Source organism: Thermosynechococcus sp. B3 (genome assembly GCF_030323045.1).
GTDB lineage: Bacteria > Cyanobacteriota > Cyanobacteriia > Thermosynechococcales > Thermosynechococcaceae > Thermosynechococcus.
In genome coordinates, this window is record NZ_CP097584.1 from 49,038 (window position 1) to 66,770 (window position 17,733).

The following is a 17,733-nucleotide window of genomic DNA, read 5'->3' on the forward strand; positions in this document are numbered from 1 at the left end:
CCTGTGACTGCCCAACCTCAGCCTTGGAGCCAGCGCTTTGAACAAGCCCTCCACCCGGCGATCGCCCGCTTTAATGCCAGTATTGGTTTTGACATTCGCCTCATTGAATACGACCTCACCGGCTCCCAGGCCCATGCCCGCATGCTGGCAAAAACGGGGATTATTTCCCCTGAGGAAGCAGAAACACTGATTCAAGGCCTAGAGCAAATTCGCCAAGAATATCGAGATGGCCAGTTTACCCCCGGTATTGAAGCGGAGGATGTGCACTTTGCCGTTGAACGCCGCCTCACAGAACTGGTGGGGGAGGTGGGTAAGAAACTGCATACGGCGCGATCGCGCAACGATCAGGTGGGCACCGATATTCGCCTTTACCTGCGCTCAGAAATTGACCATATTCTTCGACAACTGCGACAGTGGCAGCGCACACTTCTGGATCTCGCAGAGTCCCACATTGAAACCTTGATTCCCGGCTACACTCACCTGCAACGGGCACAACCCCTGAGCTTGGCTCACCATCTGCTGGCCTATGTGGAAATGGCCGAGCGCGACAGCGAGCGACTGCGGCAAATTCGTGAGCGGGTGAATGTCTCTCCCTTAGGAGCTGGGGCACTGGCGGGCACAACGTTTCCCATCGATCGCCACTACACAGCAGCATTGTTGGGTTTTCGCGAACCCTATCGCAATAGCCTCGATGCCGTCAGCGATCGCGATTTTGCCATTGAATTTCTCTGTGCCGCTAGCTTGATCATGGTGCATCTATCGCGGCTCTCGGAGGAGATTATTCTGTGGGCCTCTGAGGAATTTGCCTTTGTCAAGCTCACCGACACCTGTGCCACGGGTTCTAGCATCATGCCCCAAAAGAAAAATCCCGATGTGCCGGAGCTGGTGCGGGGCAAAACAGGACGGGTGTTTGGCCATTTGCAAGCCCTCTTGGTGATTATGAAGGGGCTGCCCTTGGCCTACAACAAAGACTTGCAAGAGGATAAAGAGGCGCTTTTTGATGCTGTGGATACCGTCCGTGCCTGCCTAGAGGCAATGACGATCCTGATGGCGGAGGGGGTGGTGTTTCAACCGCAACGCTTGGCGGCGGCGGTGGAGAGTGATTTTGCCAATGCCACGGATGTCGCCGATTACTTGGCCAGTAAGGGGGTGCCCTTCCGTGAGGCCTATAACTTGGTGGGGCAGGTGGTGAAAACCTGTCTTGCTCAAGGGAAATTCCTCAAAGACCTCAGCCTTGAAGAATGGCAAGCCCTACACCCCGCCTTTGCAGCGGATATTTATGAACGCATTGCACCGCGACAGGTGGTGGCTGCCCGCAATAGCTATGGGGGCACAGGGTTTGATCAGGTGCGCCAAGCCCTTGCTGCTGCCCGCGATCGCCTTAATGATTTTTAATGAAAAATGGTGTCATTTGCCCTTAGCCTGAGAAATAGACTGTACTTACGGTCGCTTTTAGAAACAAAACGTTGCAAATTTTTAAGAAGGATCTCGTGATGACGACGTCTCTAGCGACGAAATTGCGCGAAGGCACCAAAAAAGCTCACACCATGGCCGAGAACGTTGGCTTTGTGCGTTGCTTCCTCAAAGGCACCGTGGAAAAAAGCTCCTACCGCAAACTCGTTGCCAGCCTCTATCACGTTTACAGTGCTATGGAACAGGAGATGGAACGGCTCAAGGACCATCCCATTGTGGGCAAGATTTACTTTCCGGAGCTGAACCGCAAAAACAGCCTTGAGCGAGATCTCACCTACTACTTTGGTTCCAATTGGCGGGAAGAAATTACCCCCTCGCCCGCGACTCAAGCCTATGTTGCCCGCATCCACGAAGTGGCCAATACTGCCCCCGAACTGTTGGTGGCGCACTCCTACACCCGTTACCTTGGCGATCTTTCCGGCGGCCAAATCCTCAAGGGGATTGCTGAGCGTGCCATGAATCTCCAAGATGGCGAAGGTACGGCGTTTTATCGCTTTGAGGCCATTAGTGACGAAAAGGCCTTTAAGCAACTCTATCGCCAACGCTTGGATGAGCTGGCCGTAGATGAAGCAACGGCGCAGCAGATTGTGGATGAGGCCAATGCCGCCTTTGGGATGAATATGAAGATCTTCCAAGAACTGGAGGGCAACCTCATCAGAGCCATTGGCCAGTTGCTCTTTAATACCCTCACCCGTCGCAAACAGCGCGGCAGCACCGAGTTGGCCACTGCCGAGTAGCCTAGAGCGTAAAGTTAAAGGCCTTGACCAGCATCCCCGGCACAGTCATACCCCCAAGGGAACGACGTTCATAGGTGTCGGTGTTGGCAACCCAAACGGGGGTGTCCGTCAGGGCTTCGAGGTTGTCTCCCCAAAACTCATAGAGACTGTCATCAAAGCGCAGGTCTGTAATGGGTGCAACAATTTTGCCCTGCTCTACCCAAAAGCAGGCATAGCGGGTCATGCCGGTCATGCGGCCATTGGGGCGATCGCTCCAGTTGAGGTAGTGTAAATTGCCCACATAGAGACCCGTATCGAGGGCAGCCAGCACCTCCTGCTCTGGTAGCGTGCCCGGCAAGAGGAGGGGCGATCGCAGGGTTTCTTGGCGGTTGGCACCATTGGCCACGAGGTTGTATTCTTGAGCGGTGCGCCGACTAATGAGTAACGTTTGCAATTTCCCGCGATCAATCAAAGACAAGCAAGGGGGCGCAATATCGCCATCGGCATTAAAGCGGGGCACCGTTCCTGTGGTAAAGTCCTCCTGCAAACTAAAGAGGGGAGAGAGGGTTGCCCCTTCCCGTAATTTGGCGAGGGCACTGCCGCCTTGACGATAGGCCGCCTCACTGACTGCTCCCCAAGAGAGCATGCCCACCAGTTCAGCCACCGCTGCTGGGGCAAAGTAGGTGCGATAGCGTCCCGCTGCTAACTGACGGGGAGGCTGTTCTAATCGTGCTAGTTGCTGGCGATCGCCCTCAATTTGGGCTTGATAAGTGGCAGTGTCCCAATGGGTACTGGCGTAGCTATTTTTCACCGCCTTACCCGCCGCCGTAAAGAGGGAGTAGTCCAAGCAAAAGGTTTCTGTGGCAAACCAGTGTTCCTGTCCAGCGGAGTTAAAGCTGCCACGCGCGATCGTGCCGCCACTGTAAATGCCGACAAAATCAAGGCCCTGGACAGGTGTCAGAATCGTTTCTACGACGGCCTCAGGATCAGGTAAGCGACCAAGGTAGGTATCCTGAATGGAACCGGTATCCGTTGGTGGCACAAGGTAAGGATCCAGAGGAAGTTGCACGGTTTCGGAACGCAATTGCGCCAAGTGATCTAGGGCAGCCGCTAGATCTGCCGTTCCCGTATAGGGAAACGAGGTGCTAGCCGTCCGTTGCTGCGATTGCAACCGCAGGGTCACCACCGTATCTTCTACGGTGCCAATTTGCCGCACCCGCGCCCGATTGAAGCGGATAAACTGGCTAGATTCACTGGCAATTTCAACGAAAAGCGCCTCTGTCGGTTTCAGGGCAGCAAACAGCTCATGGCTCAGGTGCTGAGCAGCAGAAAAGTCAAGGGTCATGCGGTGCAGAGTTGTTGTGAAGATTCTCAAGGGTATTCCTTAGGTTAGCGCATTCCCCCCTGCATATCCTTCAAGAGTCTTGCATTGTGGCTCTGCCTAGGGCACGCTGAGACAAGAATCCCTTAATAGTTCCGCTTCATGTATCTGGTCACGGGTGCCACAGGACAATTGGGTTTGCGGGTGGTGCGCCGCTGTATCACGTTGGGGCTACCCGTACGAGCCTTTGTGCGCCTAACGAGCCAATACGATCTCCTCAAGGAATGGGGTGCCGAGATTTTCATTGGCGATCTGCAACAGCCCCGCGATATTCAGGCTGCCATGGCGGGCGTGGAGGCGGTGATTTGCTGCCATGGTAGTCAGTTACTCAGCCGTGCCATTCAGGCCATTGATTACCGTGCCACGTTGGATGTGATTCAGGCGGCTCAGGAACAGGGGGTGCGCCACGTAACCTTGATTTCTCCTTTGGCGGTGACGGGCGATCGCCAGCAGTCCCCCTTTCTCAAGGCCAAGTACGAAGTCGAGCAGGTGCTCATCAGCAGTGGCCTCAACTACACCATTTTTCGCTGTCCCACCCTTATGTCTAGTTTGCTGCCCCTTGCGGAGCGCTTTCAGCAGACGGGGGTTTACATTGTCCTTGGAGATCCCCAGCACCGCCTGCAACTGCTCAGTCCCGAGGATTTAGCCCGCTGTATTCTCATGGCTAGTCAAGCCAGCCAACCGGCCATTTTTAGCTTGGCACATCCAGAGGTTTTAACCCGCCAGGAGATTGCCGATCGCCTTGGTCGCTTTTTCAATAAACGCCCCTTTGTCATGACGGTTCCCCTAGGCGTGATTGACGGCGCTCGTCAGTTTTTGGGAGTGATGAATCGGGATCTTGAGGCCAGTCTGGGAACCCTGCGGACGCTGTTGGCCTATGAAAGTCTCTGTCCTGCCAGTGAAATTGCCCGTGCCCAAACCTATTTCCAACTTTCCTTTGAATCCCTAGAGACCTTCTTGGATCGCTACTTCTAGCTGGGGATATCCCCACAGGGGCGATCGCGATAGGCCTGCCAATAGCGATTAAACGTTGCCCAGTCAAAACTACGCGGATCCATGCGCTCCCCAGAGCGATCCACCGCCGCATGGGTGGTTACCCGTTGGAGATCAATGCCGGTTTGGGACACTAGCCAAGCCAAGGCGCGGTATTGGGCATCGGTATAGCCTGCGTGCTGGGGACGATCGTGGCGACCTTGGGGCGGTGTTTCCAAGGAAAAGTGGAGGGCAAAATTGTTCACCGAAGGGGCAAGGCGAGGATTGGTCTGCACCGTTTCCCTGCCAAAGACAGAGTTGCCCGCACCATAAGCACGCTTTGACCAAGGCACTAAGTGCAGCAGCCACCCCTGCAGGGTGATCAATTCATGGTAGCTGGCTTGATCTTCATCGCGGGGATGGGGGGTTTGGAAAAAGTTGAGGGTGGCTTGGGCAGAGGCCACGGTTTCATGGAGAACAATCAGGGGCGGGTATGTCACCACTTGACCCCGCATATCGGTACGGTAGCGATCGCCAAAATTGGTGCGGTCGATGGGGACACTGTACCAAGGGGGCGTAAATAAACACTGTTTATGAACTTGGCGGACTTGAGCAAAAAGGCGTTCATAGGCGGCGCCATCACTGCGTTGTAGAGGCAGCAGGGTATTCTCTGGCAGCGGGGGTGAGGGCGATGAGTCCGTTGGCGGATCAAATTGGGGATCATCAATGGAGACCGCTTGACTCAAATCAAGGGGGCGATCGCCACTGGGGATAGAGCCAATCATCACACTCCACAGGGACAGCACAACCACAGTAGCGATCGCCAGCGAAATCATCCACCGCAGGCCTCGGAAACGATGCAGCATAGGCAGAACGGAACCAATTTGGCACAATACAATCAAACCCTAAGCCGAAAATTTGGGATCAGCAAGCGGATGATTATCGTTCTAAAAAGTGGCACCCCCGGTGAAGAGATTGAGCGGGTCAGCGCTGAGATGCGCACTTGGGGACTCACCCCCGAAAAAATTGTGGGCAAGCACAAAGTCGTTATTGGTCTTGTCGGCGAAACTGCGGAACTCGATCCCCTGCGAATTCAAGAAATTAGCCCTTGGATTGAACACGTTCTGCGAGTTGAGCAGCCCTTCAAGCGAGCCAGTCGCGAGTATCGCCACGGTGAACCCAGTGAAGTGGTGGTGCCAACGCCCAACGGCGAAGTTATTTTCGGCGAAGGTCATGATGTGGTGGTGGTGGCAGGGCCTTGCTCCGTTGAAAATGAAGCGATGATCCTTGAAACAGCTCAGCGGGTGAAAGCGGCGGGTGCCAAGTTTCTCCGCGGTGGCGCCTATAAACCCCGTACCTCCCCCTATGCCTTCCAAGGCCATGGTGAAAGTGCCCTTGATCTGTTGGCAGCAGCAAAAGAAAAAACGGGCTTGGGCATCATTACCGAAGTCATGGACGCAGCGGATCTAGACAAAATTGCCGAAGTAGCCGATGTGCTGCAAATTGGTGCCCGTAATATGCAAAACTTTTCGCTTCTCAAGCGGGTGGGTGCCCAGCCCAAACCTGTGCTCCTGAAACGGGGGATGTCTGCCACCATCGAGGAATGGCTGATGGCGGCGGAGTACATTTTGGCGGCAGGGAACCCCAATGTGATTCTCTGTGAACGGGGCATTCGCACCTTTGACCGTGAATATACCCGCAATACCTTGGATTTAGCAGCGATTCCGGTGCTGCGCAAGCTCACCCATCTGCCGATTATGATTGACCCCAGTCATGGCACCGGCTGGGCAGAATTTGTTCCGCCGATGGCCAAAGCCGCCGTGGCCGCAGGCGCCGATGCGCTGATGATTGAGGTACACCCCAACCCAGCAAAAGCGCTCTCCGATGGTGCCCAATCCCTCACGCCGGATCAGTTTGATGAGTTGATGCAGGCCTTGCAACGTCCCCTTGTGAGTCTCAGTCGATAGGCTGCCGAGATGACCGATATGCTGGTCAAGCTCTACGAGCTAGCGGTGGATTGGCCCGCCGTCATGGCGCATCAGCAGCAGGGAATTCACTACCGCCAGCCTTTGGGGTCAGAAGTAGACTGGATTGTCCAGTGGGTGGGCGATCGCTTTAGTGCCGGTTGGCGCAGTGAAGTGGCTCTTGCCTTGAGCCAGAGACCGCCCCGCGGACTGATTGCAGTTGAAAATGGCGAACTTCTAGGCTTTGCCTGCTATGATGCAGCCGCCCTAGGACTCTTTGGGCCAATGGCTGTGGCCGAACCCCATCGCGGGCGGGGGATTGGTCGCCTGCTGTTGCAGTTAACCTTGGCTCAGATGCAGGCAGCGGGCTATGCCTATGCCGTGATTGGCTGGGTTTCCTCAGAAGACTTTTATGCGAAGACCGTTGGTGCCATGCCGATTTCCAATTCGCGGCCCGGACTTTGGCAAACGGCCTTGAACCTTAGGCAGGGGTCTAACCCGTCAGGGTCTTAACCAAGATGCCAAGAACAAACCCCAAACCGGCAAAGCGCACAAACTGCCAAAAGTTTTCTTGAGCCAGAATGTCCTGCCAGCGTTCCCGTGCCGCCTCCCCCAGATGAAAAAGCAGTGTGAGGCCAAACTCCGCCTCTAGTTGCCGCAGTTCCTGTTGCAGGCGATCGCGCTCTTGATCTAGGGCAGCCTGATTACGTCCTTTTAACCGTGCTTGGGTGGCTTTGATCTGCTCATACTCACGGTAAAGCTCTGCCATCCGTGTTTGCGTCTCTTCATAAACCTGACGCACCTCATCTTGGGGTTCCACAACCTAGCCCCCATGACTGCGGGGATCATCACTGCGTTGGCGGGCGAGGGAACTCGTGAGTTGGGACATTTCACCCGTCAGTTGACCGTAGGGCAAGGGGAGGTTATTGCTGAGGGCTTCAAGATTTTTGGCCATCACTTCCTTGGGTTGGAGGCCGATCGCCACTGCTTGGGGTTCCAATTGCCGATTCAGAAAGACAAAATGGGGAATGCCATCCACATTAAATTGCTCAATTTCCGGTAGCCACTTAGTGTTGTCCACATTCAGCATGACGAAGTTCAGGCGATCGCGATATTGCGCCTTTAATTCCCCCAAATCCTTGGCCATCGAACGACAGGTGCTACACCAGTTGGCGTAAAACTCCAAAAGTGTCGGCTTGCCATTGACTTGAGCCTCCTCCCAAGGGGTGGCTTGGCGGGCTTGCTCGGCGAGGGTGAGGGGTTGATTGCTACTGCGCAGACCCGCCAATAGGGCAAGACTAATGAGAATGGCGACAACAGCAATCACAAAATTCCGTAACCGTTGACCACTGGCTGCCGTTGCTGCTCCCATAGGGCATTCCTTGCACGTCTCAACACGTTGATCCTAGCGGATTTTCTTCGCAAGAGTTGACCCATGTTGACGTACAGCGCTTTTCATGGAGATTGAACGGGCTTGAAAGGTTCAAACTTCTGTAGCACAAGCTCCTATCCGCTTTGTGTACCGTTATTTTATAAATGGGCTATACCTTTGCTATGATAGATATTCTGGAACTTGGGCGGTTAACTCAGTTGGTAGAGTATCTCGTTTACACCGAGGCTGTCGGGGGTTCGAGTCCCTCACCGCCCATCAAGGATTCCCTAAGACTCTTCGCTATCTTTAATCTGAGATTGCCGCTGCTGGCGTAACCATGTGGCTTCATCCAAGCTGTCTTTGGCCACGACGATGTACTCATTCTCTTGGCGATCGATAATTAAAATCTCCTGACCATGCTGGGGGGTGACCGTTGCCCAAGGGGGGAGCACTGCCGGCAGAATCAGCCGATTGCGATTGGCATCCAAAACACTCACTTGGCCAATACCAGTACCACTGCGGGGAATATGGGCAGAACTGACGTGGCCACTGCACCCCAGCAGGCGATCGCGACTGGTATCTTCACTAAACTGCGCAAAAATTTGCCCCAAAGGCCGTGAACACAGCCCCCCAATTGTTAGCGCCAACAGCAGTGCCGCGATCGCAATCACCCCAGACCACACCACCCCCGGCCAACTGCCACTCAGGGTGTAAAAGAGAACATTAAAAAACCAGCCCAGCACGCCCAAAAGGCTAAAGTCTAAGGCGAGCAAGAGAATGAGGGGCGCTCTCCCCACCCCCAACCAATGCAAAATTGTCAGAAATGAGATGCCCTCCTCTAGATCGACCTCCACTTCCAAGGGATCGGCATCTCCCTCTAGGTCGACCTCTTCAGCGCCCACATCGCCAAGGATCACCGTCAAAAAGAGCAAGACCCCCATGCCCAAGACAATCCAGTAGGGAGTGTGAATCAAGTGAAACAGCATTGCCTTAGTACATAAAGGGATTTTCAGGCTCAGGAATCGGCGTTATCGTCTCAGCAACCAATACCAATTGGCGGCGGTCGTTGAGGGTTTCTGTGGTCATCCGACCTTCAACGCGAAACCACTGATCCTGGGGATAGGCTTGGCGCGATCGCCCCAATTTCACGGGCAGTCCCACAGGATAGGCATCCGCTGCACAACAGGTAATGACAAAACGGGTGAGCGTGAGATAAGTCTCTGGCAGTTGGGGACTATGGACCGCAAATCCCTCAACGCGAGCGGGCAACCCCCTATAGGCATCGGGTTCGGGATAGACATCAAGGGTGCGAATCCAGTCAATGAGCGTGCGCTCCTCAGGCCGTTGATTGAGGCGAAAGGCCACTGGACTATTGCGGGTCACTGTCAAGCCATCCTCGAGACCGCGATGAATGGCGGTGGCACTATTGAAAGGACGAGGCGTAATCACCAACCCCACCACTGCCGCAACAATCAGAATACTGAGCGTCCAACGAGCCGGTAAGAGCGCAACATGCTGCACAGGTGTCACTCGCCCCCGCCACAACCGCCACCCTTGCCAACCACTCACAGTAACTAAAAGAAACCCAGCGGCGATCGCCAGTCCAAAGTAGTTGGGGTGAATCAGTAACCCCAGTCGCCCCTGCAACCAATATCGGAGAAACAACATTCCCCAGAGGAGGAGTGCCACAACCGTCCACCACTCTTGCTGTAGCCAGCGACGGCGCATCATCATGCGTTGGACACGCGGAGAATAGCGATTGGAGGCGCTAGAAAACATGGGGCGGTGGAAAATTCGCCATCCCTAAACATTCTAGGGGGAATCCTGCCACTGCGGACTTAGCTCACGAAAGTTAAAGAGGGTGGCCTTGGGATGACACTGGGCACAACCATCGAGGGTGACGGGCTGCGGCACCGCAACACGGGGATGGAGGATACGAAAGAAGGGCGATCGCCCGACGCGAAAGGGAATTTGGGCATCGTTGGGCAGGGGTCGAGAATAGGTGCGCAAATAGTTCCACAGGGGAACCAACTCTGGACGGGGAATGGGTTCGAGGGTTGCGCCGTAGTGATTGGTATCTTGAATCAGTACCTGCCATGCCTGAGTGGGCAATGTTTCCGGGGGGACTGCGAGATGACAACTGCCACAGCGCCGTAGATAGATTTGCGCTCCCAACTGGGCATTCAAGGGCAAAACATCGACGGTACCGCTCAAGTCTGGGGTGGCGATCGCTGCTAAGGCTGTACCCACTAGGGCACAGAGCATCAAAAGAACTGCCCCTACCCCCCAGCGCCAGTGTTGTCTAATCTTGGATATACTCAAGCCCTTCATCCAAACAAAACTGTGCCCGCATCAATTCACGACCGAGATAGGCCGCATGGTCAAACATCGTCACCAGTTGGCGATCCTTTTCAAAGAGTTCAATACACAACTCCTTGGCTGTTCGACCGCTGAGTACTAGATCGGGTTCCCGCGTTACTTTCCCTTTGGTGGGAATGGGTTCCCCCGTATCGGGATCCACCGCTAAGCCCTTCTCATTGATGTCATTGGGATAGTGTTTCATCCAGATCAGTTCTTGCTCAGGGTCAATGTAGATAATGAAATACCCTGCCGGATCGAGATGAATAAATCGCTGCGATAGCTTGTTGTCAAGCGCCGTGCGTTCTGCTTTGCTCAACGCCTATCTTTCCTCTAATGGATCCACCCTTTATTGTACGGCGAACTCGACTGGAATCTGCGGGCGGAGCCTTGAGTTTTGGGACATTCGCGTTATAATGAGAATTATGCAAAAATTTCGGCTCAGTAGCTCAGTGGTTAGAGCAGGGGACTCATAAGCCCAAGGTCGCAGGTTCAAATCCCGCCTGAGCCACTCCCTATGACGATTCAAACTATACGGTTGCTGCCTCTAGCTCGACTTCTTCTAGCAAGTCATTCACGGGGAAGCGATCGAGGAGGTAGCGTGCCTGCTGGGCGCTTTGGCGTAGTTGGGGACTGGTGTGGGGCGCATGGGGAATCTGGGAAAGAAAATCGAGGGTGCGCCGCAGCAATCGCACAATATCGCCGGCATCGAGATTGGTTTCAGTGCACAATTCATTCCACGGCGTGCCCAAGGCCCACTGCTCTACCAAGCCAATGAGATCCCACTCGTACCAGAGGGGAAAGATGATGTGATGGCGACGCTGCACCTGAAACAGCCGACGGCGAATGGGGCTGAGGGCGGCCAAGCGTTCTTCCACCTCACTGGCAATGGGGTAGTTGCACCAACAGTCGGAACGGGGGGTTTCAGTCACTAGAGCTGCGATCGCTGCCGCCAAGAGATGGGGGGGCAAGTCATCGAATTCGCCAGAGGCTAAGGCTAGGGCCAACCACAGTTCATTTTCGCCCCGCAGGGCAGCGGCCATTTCCCCAAGGGGGGTGGGGGTTAGGTCGTTGAGGCCACCAAAGTCCTGCAGGGCAGCAATGAGGGCAAGAAATTGCTCCCAGTGGCGTTGGGACTGTTGCTGGAGCTTGTGCTGGCGATCGCGCAGTTCCGTTTGTAGCCGTTCTTCGCGACGAACTAAGCGCAGCAGCGAATGGACATTTTGCGGCAGACTGGCTTGGAGTTGCGTGAGTTTGGCCTCAAGGTCAGCGATTTTAGCAGCTTGGGCAGCCACTTCTGGCGCGGCTAAGACAGGTGGCAGATCCGGGAGGGTACCGAGGTAGTGATTCGCCTCATTGCAGGGATAACTTTCCCCTAGACGCAGTTTCATTGCCTCTGGGGGCGGGGGGAGATTGCTACAGGGGGGGCGATCGGGATAGACAGCCAAAATATCATCAATGTCAACGACCCGAAAGCGACCATCGGCCGCAAGACACAGCCAGTGGGGCAACTGCCCGGAACCAGCAACGGGCTGACAGAGGATGGCGGCTAAGGGGGGATGATCCCGCAGGGGGGATTTGATATGGAGCCATGTCCCCGGCGGCACTGCCATCATAAAGGGGAGGAGTTCTTGGGCACGTTCCTGCTCCGCCTGCTGTTCGAGGATTTTCAGGAGGCGTTGATCCTGCCGCAGCCGTTCCCGCAGCTTCTGATACTGTGCTAGTTGCTGCCGATCAATGCCTGTGAGGCGTTGTTGCACGGTTTGCAATTCCGTTTCCAGTTGGGCGATCGCCTGCCGCTGCGGGGTCAGTTGCAATGTGGCCAAATACTGCCCAAAACTGCACTCCACCAATTCCCGCGCTTCTTCGAGGGTGTGGCGTTGGAGCAGGTTCAAGACCATGCCATAGCTGGGGGTAAATTGGCTAATGAGGGGATCGGGGGCGGCGGTGGCCAAAAATGCCGCTTCATGGGCGCCCTCAAAGGGGGTTTGCAAGGTGACCACATGACCCACGGTATCCATGCCGCGGCGGCCGGCTCGTCCTGCCATTTGCAAAAATTCAGAGGCTGTCAAGAGCCGATGACCGCTGTCGGTGCGCTTCGAGAGGGTGGAAATGACGGTGGTGCGCGCAGGCATATTGATCCCTGCGGCCAGCGTTTCCGTAGCAAAGACGAGTTTGATTAGGCCTTCTTGAAAGAGGGTTTCCACAAGGGTTTTCACCACGGGTAGCACCCCGGCATGGTGAGCGGCAATCCCTTGGTAGAGGGGGGCAATCATTTCCGGGGCAACAATGTCCTGATGTTGTGCCAAAAAGGCCTCGACCCGCGCCGCTAGTGCTTGCTGTTCTGCCTTGGTGAGGAGATTCATGCCCAGGACCTCTTGAACCGCTTGGTCACAGCCGCGCCGGCTAAAGATAAAGTAAATGGCCGGCAGCATCTCCCGCTGTTGCAGTTGGCTGACCACGTAGCGGATGTTCAAAAAGTCCCGCTTGCCGCCGCGTCGCCGCAGTTCGGGCTGGCCGTGGAGCTTCGGGTTGAGGCGTTTGCGTTGGCCGTCCAAGAGGGGGAAGAGTCCCTTGCCATTGCAAAAGTAAAAGTGCAGCGGTATCGGTCGCCAGTCGGAGTAGATCAGTTCAGCATCCCCATGGACGGATTGAATCCAGTCGGTGAGTTGCTCGCCGTTGGCGATCGTGGCGGAGAGGGCCACCAGTTGAATTTCCTTGGGGCAGTAGATGATCGATTCTTCCCAAACGGTGCCCCGCTGGCGATCGTTCATGTAGTGGCATTCATCGAGCACCACCACTTCAACCCCCGCAAGGGAGGTACCCACTTCGCCAATGGGGGTGCCGTAGAGCATATTGCGGAAAATTTCCGTCGTCATCACCAGAATCGGGGCATCGCGGTTAATCGAGACATCCCCGGTCAAGAGGCCGACCTGCTCCGCGCCAAACTGCTGCTGAAAGTCACGCCACTTCTGGTTTGAGAGTGCCTTGAGGGGGGTGGTGTAAAAAACCCGCTGCTGCCGCGTCAGGGCGCGATGAATTGCATACTCACCAATGAGGGTTTTACCTGACCCCGTAGGAGCACAGACCACCACAGAGCGACCGGCATCAAGGGCAGCGATCGCCGCTTCTTGAAAGGCATCCAGTTCAAAGGGGAGTTGGGCAAGGAAGTCTGCTAGGGCCGGCGATCGCTCACTCATGGGGTAGGTGTCGGCTCCTGCTGCACCAGAACTTCACCCCTGAGGAGCCGTGCCGCCGCATCCAGTAATTGCTCCTCGAGATAGGGCTTCGTAAAGTAGCCCCGTGCCCCCAGTTGTGCGGCCATCTTGCGGTGGCGATCGGCGCCCCGTGAGGTCAGCATGGCGATCGGCAGATGGTTGAGTTTGGGATCCTTTTGAATGCGGGAGAGCAACTCCAAGCCATCCATGCGTGGCATCTCAATGTCACAGAAGACCAAGTCACAGGGCAAGCCCGAGCGCAGTTTTTCCCACGCATCTTGACCATCCCGTGCCTGCTCGACGCGGTAGCCTGCCCGCGTAAAGGTCATTGAGAGCAACTCCCGCACCGTAATCGAGTCGTCGATAATCAGCACCAAGGGTTCGGAGGCTTCCTCGGGTTCCGCAACATCCATGGTGTGACCAAAGCCACGCCAGTCGCGATCCATGCGTCCTAGGGACAGGTCAATAATTTCCAGCACGTCGGCGATCGCCATCGCGCGACCATCCCCTTGAACTGTGACTCCCGCTACCCCCACCGGCTTCGGCACCGGTCCAGACAACTGCTTAATCACGATTTCCTGTTCGCCGATGACCTGATCCACCTCCATGGCCACGAGATCATCGCCGCTGCGCAGCACAACAATTGAGACCATGCCATCGTCTTGACTGCTCCCGCCATAGACATTGCTGCGGCTAATATTGCGGCTGTACTTGAGCAAGTCCCCAAGTTTACGCACCGGCAGCAGGCGATCGTGCCACGAGAGGACACGCTGACCATCTTCTAGATTTTGGATGCGCTCTTGGGGAATATCCAGCATATCCTCCACACCGTCAATGGGGAAGGCAATGCGGCAGTGGTTATCAATGCAGCAGAGGGCTTTGGTAATACTCAGCGTCAGCGGCAAGCGGATCGTAAAGGTGGTGCCTTTGCCCACCGTAGAGTCAATGTTAATCGTGCCGCGAATGTCCTCCAGATTTTTGCGCACCACATCCATCCCCACACCGCGACCGGCAAGGGCATCGGCTTGATCTTTGGTGCTAAATCCCGACTGGAAGAGGAAGGCATAGACCTCTTGGCGCGATAGGTTGGGGGCATCCGCCTCCTTCAGGAGACCCTTCTCGATCGCCTTGCGTTTTACCCGTTCTGGGTCAATCCCCGCCCCATCGTCACTGACGGAGATAATCGCTTGACTTCCCTGATAGAACGCCCGCACGCGAATCAAGCCTTTTTCAGGTTTGCCCAATCGCCGCCGCTCTTCGGGGGGTTCAATACCGTGATAGACGGCGTTATTAATCAGGTGGGTCATCGGGTCAAAGAGCTTTTCGAGGATGCCCTTGTCAATGAGGGTATCTTCCCCTTCAATCTTCAGTTCCACCTGTTTGCCAATGGTACTGGCAACGCGGCGCACGGCACCCGGCAAGCGGACAGACATTTCACGGAAGGGCACCATTCGGGAGCGGCTCAACCCCTCTTGAACTTGGGTAGTGACTTGACGAAACTGCCGTGCCACCTGCTCCACTTCATCAACGACATATTGGATGTCATCGGCGGCCTCCCGCACCCGCACAATTCGCTCAATCACCTCCTGCGAGAGGGTGTGGAAGCCGGTAAAGCGATCCATTTCCAAGGCATCAAACTCGACCCCTGTGGCGTGGGTTCCCCGTTCCCCTTGGCCATTGGCTGCCCGTGCTGTCGTGACGCCCAACAGTGAACTCTCAAGGAGCGATCGCTCGTAGAGGTCTTGCATTTGTTGGCTGACATCCCCCAGTTGTTGGACTTGGTAGAGCAAGTTATCAAGAAACTGCCGCAGGCGTTCTTGGGTGTCTTCGAGGCTATTGCGGTTGACCACCAACTCCCCAACGAGGTTACTCAAGGTATCGAGGTGGCGTACAGGTACCCGCATGGTTTGCTCCACCAAGGAGCCACCTTTTGGCCCTGCCCCGGCTCGGCGAGGGGTGGCCGCCTTCGCACTACTCCCTGCGGGTTGGGGAATTAATTTCTCTAAATCGGCAAAACTATCATCAGCGGTGGCAGGGGCTGGGGTGGGTTGCCCCAAGAGTTGCTCGAGATCCTCAAAGGCCGCTGTAGGTGGTGCCGCCGTCTCTAAAAGCTGATCCAATTCATTGAATGTGGCAGCCTCGGCTGGAGTTGTACTCGTTGCACTTTGCTCAATCAACCCCTCCAATTCCTCTAGGACGCTTTCGGGGCTAGCAGGCACAGTGGCATCATTCACCAGTGCTTCCAGTTCTGCCATGCTGGCTGCTTCAGGGGAGAGGATAGAGTCCTCCACCAACCTTTCAGGTTCCGTCATGCCCGCAGCTTCAGGAGAGGCGAGAGATTCCTCGGCCAGGGCTTCAGATTCAGCAACGGTCGCAGCCTCAGGAGAGGTTAGGGAGGCTTCCATGAGGGATTCTAGCTCGGCAAGGCTAGCAGTTTCAGGAGCGGGTACAATCTCCTCCACTAGTGCTTCGGGTTCAGCAATATTTGCCGCTGTGACTTCAGGCATACTTGGCTCAGCGATCGCCGTCGCCTCGGATGGCGTTTCTGCCCAAGGATCATCAGGGCTTGGCGGGGCAATAAATTCCGCGAGGGCTTCTTCCGCCGCATTATCTACGACCAAGTTTTCTAGGGCATCGTTGAGACCCGGCACCTCTTCGAGGAACTCAGCCACATCCTCAGCAACATCACTGAGAGCAGGGATCTCAAAGTCCTCTTCTAGGGGAAGCAGATCGGGAGCCTCAGTGGTTTCCACCTCACCCAAAAAGTCTTCTAGGGAAGCAACTGCCTCATCAAGAGCGGCCATCTCTGAGGGGGCTTCCTCGGTGAATTGTTCAAGGAATGCATCCAGACCAAGTTCGACGGGTTCTGCGGCTGCACTCTCCTCAAGAGGACGGTCAAGTGTCAAGGGCGCCTCAAGGGCCTCAGCCATACTTTCGGCGATCGCTGGCGGCGTGAGGTCATCGAGGGATGCTTCCTCCACCTCCGCAGAGACCAGCTCACCCGAGAGTTCTTCAATTTCATCGAGGATGGCATCAAGGCTGGGTTCTGCCTCAGGCAACTCCTCAGCAGCGGTCATGTTCAAAAAGTCGGAAATCTCCTCATCAAAGGCCGCTTCATCCCCCAGCCCTAAACTGGCCAAATCCTCCTCAAGGGTGTCCTCCAGCCAGTCCGTCGGCAGCGCTGTGGCATCACTAAAGATGTCACTCAATTCTTGGAAATCAGTCCCACTCTCCTCGCCAAAAACAGTGACACCATCGCCACCGCTGCTCATTGGCTCCATTGGCTCGGAAATCTCTTCTTCGGGCACCCTCACCTCTAGCGGAGCAACCTCAGAGGCCATTTCAAGGGGTTGCAGTGGTTCCTCAAGGGTGACGGGAGCTGATTCTAAGACCGCAGGCTCTGGCGCTTCTGGAACAACAGCCGGCGCTTCCTCAATCACAGGGGGCTGAAGCGCCACTAAACTGTCACTGGGACGAATCGCACTGCCTTGACCATTGAGCACCAAGTCGCGAGCCGCCATAATCTCTTTAATCACCACGGGTGCCAAGGCCGTGAGGGGCTGAGCTGTGTTACTCACCGCCTGTTGGGCGATCGCCAGCAATTCAACCCACTGGGGCAGCGCAAAGGTTTCCCCCAATTGACCCAAATTAGAACAGGCCGCCGCCAATTCTTGCCGCACTTGGGGCGAATCGGGCTGCTTAAAGAGTTGTAACATTGCCCGCAGGCGATCGGGCACCTCCGTTTGAAAGACTAAGCGGTAGCTGGAATCAACAACGGGTTGTACCGGCGGCTTAACGGGTTCGGCCACAGGGGGAGAAGGCGCAGCTACAGGGGGCGCCACCTCTGCTCCTTGGGTCAGGTGGCTCAAGTGGGCTTGCAGTTGATTGAAGACTGGCTCCACCCGATTCAGCGTTGCCGTTGCTGTCTCCTCCGTCAAACCAAAGGGGCCTTGCAATTCATCGAGGAGTTCCCGCAGCGCATCAAAGGCTTGCAAAAAGAGTTGCTCTAGGGTTTCATCTACCGTTACGGGGTGTTCCCGCAGAATTTTGAAGTAGTCCTCCAGCTTGTGGGCGGTGTGTTGAATGCTATGGAGTCCGAGCATAGCCGCTCCCCCTTTGACGGAGTGGGCTGCCCGAAACATTTCACTCATCGCCTCGGGGTCATTGACCACCTGCTGGAGATTCATCAAACTGTCTTCAATGGTGGTCAGGTGTTCCTGCGCCTCCTCAATGAAGTAGCCAAGAATGCGCTTTTGTTGATCGCTTTGCATAGCCCCCT

The 17,733-nt window shown here is 55.7% G+C and carries 16 protein-coding genes and 2 tRNA genes; 7 read left to right on the forward strand and 11 right to left on the reverse strand.

Annotated features, from left to right (window positions below; genetic code table 11):
• Positions 1–3 precede the first annotated feature (3 nt).
• Both argH and M0646_RS00245 read left to right on the forward strand, forming a co-directional pair.
• Entirely contained in the window at positions 4–1,395 is a 1,392-nt protein-coding gene (argH, locus tag M0646_RS00240; RefSeq protein WP_286626081.1) for an argininosuccinate lyase, read from the forward strand.
• A 98-nt stretch (positions 1,396–1,493) separates the two neighbouring features.
• The gene (locus tag M0646_RS00245) at positions 1,494–2,210 is read left to right on the forward strand and encodes a heme oxygenase (biliverdin-producing) (RefSeq protein ID WP_286626082.1); all 717 of its coding nucleotides are present in this window, start codon (positions 1,494–1,496) and stop codon (positions 2,208–2,210) included.
• A gap of 1 nt (position 2,211) precedes the next feature.
• Here the strand turns inward: M0646_RS00245 and M0646_RS00250 are convergent, their stop codons facing one another.
• Positions 2,212–3,534: a TldD/PmbA family protein gene (locus tag M0646_RS00250; RefSeq protein ID WP_286626083.1), complete on the reverse strand. Its 1,323-nt coding sequence runs from the start codon at positions 3,532–3,534 to the stop codon at positions 2,212–2,214.
• Between the two features lie 138 nt (positions 3,535–3,672).
• Between M0646_RS00250 and M0646_RS00255 the strand changes: the two genes are divergently transcribed.
• On the forward strand, positions 3,673–4,545 hold the full coding sequence (locus M0646_RS00255; protein WP_286626084.1) for an SDR family oxidoreductase: 873 nt from the start codon (positions 3,673–3,675) through the stop codon (positions 4,543–4,545).
• On the opposite strand, the gene M0646_RS00260 is transcribed toward M0646_RS00255, so the two are convergent.
• Complete coding sequence (locus M0646_RS00260) at positions 4,542–5,327, reverse strand: peptidoglycan recognition family protein (RefSeq protein ID WP_286649752.1); 786 nt, start codon at positions 5,325–5,327, stop codon at positions 4,542–4,544. The genes M0646_RS00255 and M0646_RS00260 overlap by 4 nt on opposite strands.
• Positions 5,290–5,433, reverse strand: a complete 144-nt coding sequence (locus M0646_RS00265) for a hypothetical protein (RefSeq protein ID WP_286649753.1) — start codon at positions 5,431–5,433, stop codon at positions 5,290–5,292. The genes M0646_RS00260 and M0646_RS00265 overlap by 38 nt, the downstream gene beginning before the upstream one ends.
• Positions 5,434–5,477: 44 nt before the next feature.
• On the opposite strand from M0646_RS00265, the gene aroF reads away from it, so the two are divergent.
• Both aroF and M0646_RS00275 read left to right on the forward strand, forming a co-directional pair.
• Positions 5,478–6,509, forward strand: coding sequence for a 3-deoxy-7-phosphoheptulonate synthase (gene aroF / locus M0646_RS00270; RefSeq protein ID WP_286649754.1), 1,032 nt, complete (start codon positions 5,478–5,480; stop codon positions 6,507–6,509).
• Between the two features lie 9 nt (positions 6,510–6,518).
• The gene (locus M0646_RS00275) at positions 6,519–7,019 is read left to right on the forward strand and encodes a GNAT family N-acetyltransferase (RefSeq protein WP_286626087.1); all 501 of its coding nucleotides are present in this window, start codon (positions 6,519–6,521) and stop codon (positions 7,017–7,019) included.
• Here the strand turns inward: M0646_RS00275 and M0646_RS00280 are convergent.
• Both M0646_RS00280 and M0646_RS00285 read right to left on the reverse strand, forming a co-directional pair.
• Positions 7,000–7,326 (reverse strand): hypothetical protein, encoded by a 327-nt coding sequence (locus M0646_RS00280; RefSeq protein WP_286626088.1) that lies wholly within the window; start codon positions 7,324–7,326, stop codon positions 7,000–7,002. The genes M0646_RS00275 and M0646_RS00280 overlap by 20 nt on opposite strands.
• A gap of 3 nt (positions 7,327–7,329) precedes the next feature.
• Entirely contained in the window at positions 7,330–7,878 is a 549-nt protein-coding gene (locus tag M0646_RS00285; RefSeq protein WP_149817090.1) for a thioredoxin family protein, read from the reverse strand.
• Between the two features lie 203 nt (positions 7,879–8,081).
• Between M0646_RS00285 and M0646_RS00290 the strand changes: the two genes are divergently transcribed.
• Positions 8,082–8,154 (forward strand) — tRNA-Val (locus tag M0646_RS00290).
• Between the two features lie 11 nt (positions 8,155–8,165).
• Here M0646_RS00290 and M0646_RS00295 read toward each other — a convergent pair.
• Genes M0646_RS00295 through M0646_RS00310 form a run of 4 tightly spaced genes read right to left on the reverse strand, consistent with a single transcriptional unit; the run spans position 8,166 to position 10,555 of the window.
• Complete coding sequence (locus tag M0646_RS00295) at positions 8,166–8,864, reverse strand: OB-fold-containig protein (protein ID WP_149817092.1); 699 nt, start codon at positions 8,862–8,864, stop codon at positions 8,166–8,168.
• Between the two features lie 4 nt (positions 8,865–8,868).
• Entirely contained in the window at positions 8,869–9,657 is a 789-nt protein-coding gene (locus M0646_RS00300; RefSeq protein ID WP_149817094.1) for a TIGR03943 family putative permease subunit, read from the reverse strand.
• 33 nt (positions 9,658–9,690) lie between these two features.
• Positions 9,691–10,143 (reverse strand): diheme cytochrome c, encoded by a 453-nt coding sequence (locus M0646_RS00305; RefSeq protein WP_226971977.1) that lies wholly within the window; start codon positions 10,141–10,143, stop codon positions 9,691–9,693.
• A 37-nt stretch (positions 10,144–10,180) separates the two neighbouring features.
• Complete coding sequence (locus M0646_RS00310; RefSeq protein WP_286626093.1) at positions 10,181–10,555, reverse strand: DUF4346 domain-containing protein; 375 nt, start codon at positions 10,553–10,555, stop codon at positions 10,181–10,183.
• Positions 10,556–10,674: 119 nt separating this feature from the next.
• Here M0646_RS00310 and M0646_RS00315 point away from each other — a divergent pair.
• A tRNA-Met gene (locus M0646_RS00315) sits at positions 10,675–10,747 on the forward strand.
• A gap of 19 nt (positions 10,748–10,766) precedes the next feature.
• Here M0646_RS00315 and M0646_RS00320 read toward each other — a convergent pair.
• Entirely contained in the window at positions 10,767–13,436 is a 2,670-nt protein-coding gene (locus tag M0646_RS00320) for an RNA helicase (protein ID WP_149817101.1), read from the reverse strand.
• A complete protein-coding gene (locus M0646_RS00325) occupies positions 13,433–17,725 on the reverse strand; it encodes a response regulator (protein WP_286626094.1) in 4,293 nt (1,430 codons plus the stop codon). The genes M0646_RS00320 and M0646_RS00325 overlap by 4 nt, the downstream gene beginning before the upstream one ends.
• Positions 17,726–17,733 lie beyond the last annotated feature (8 nt).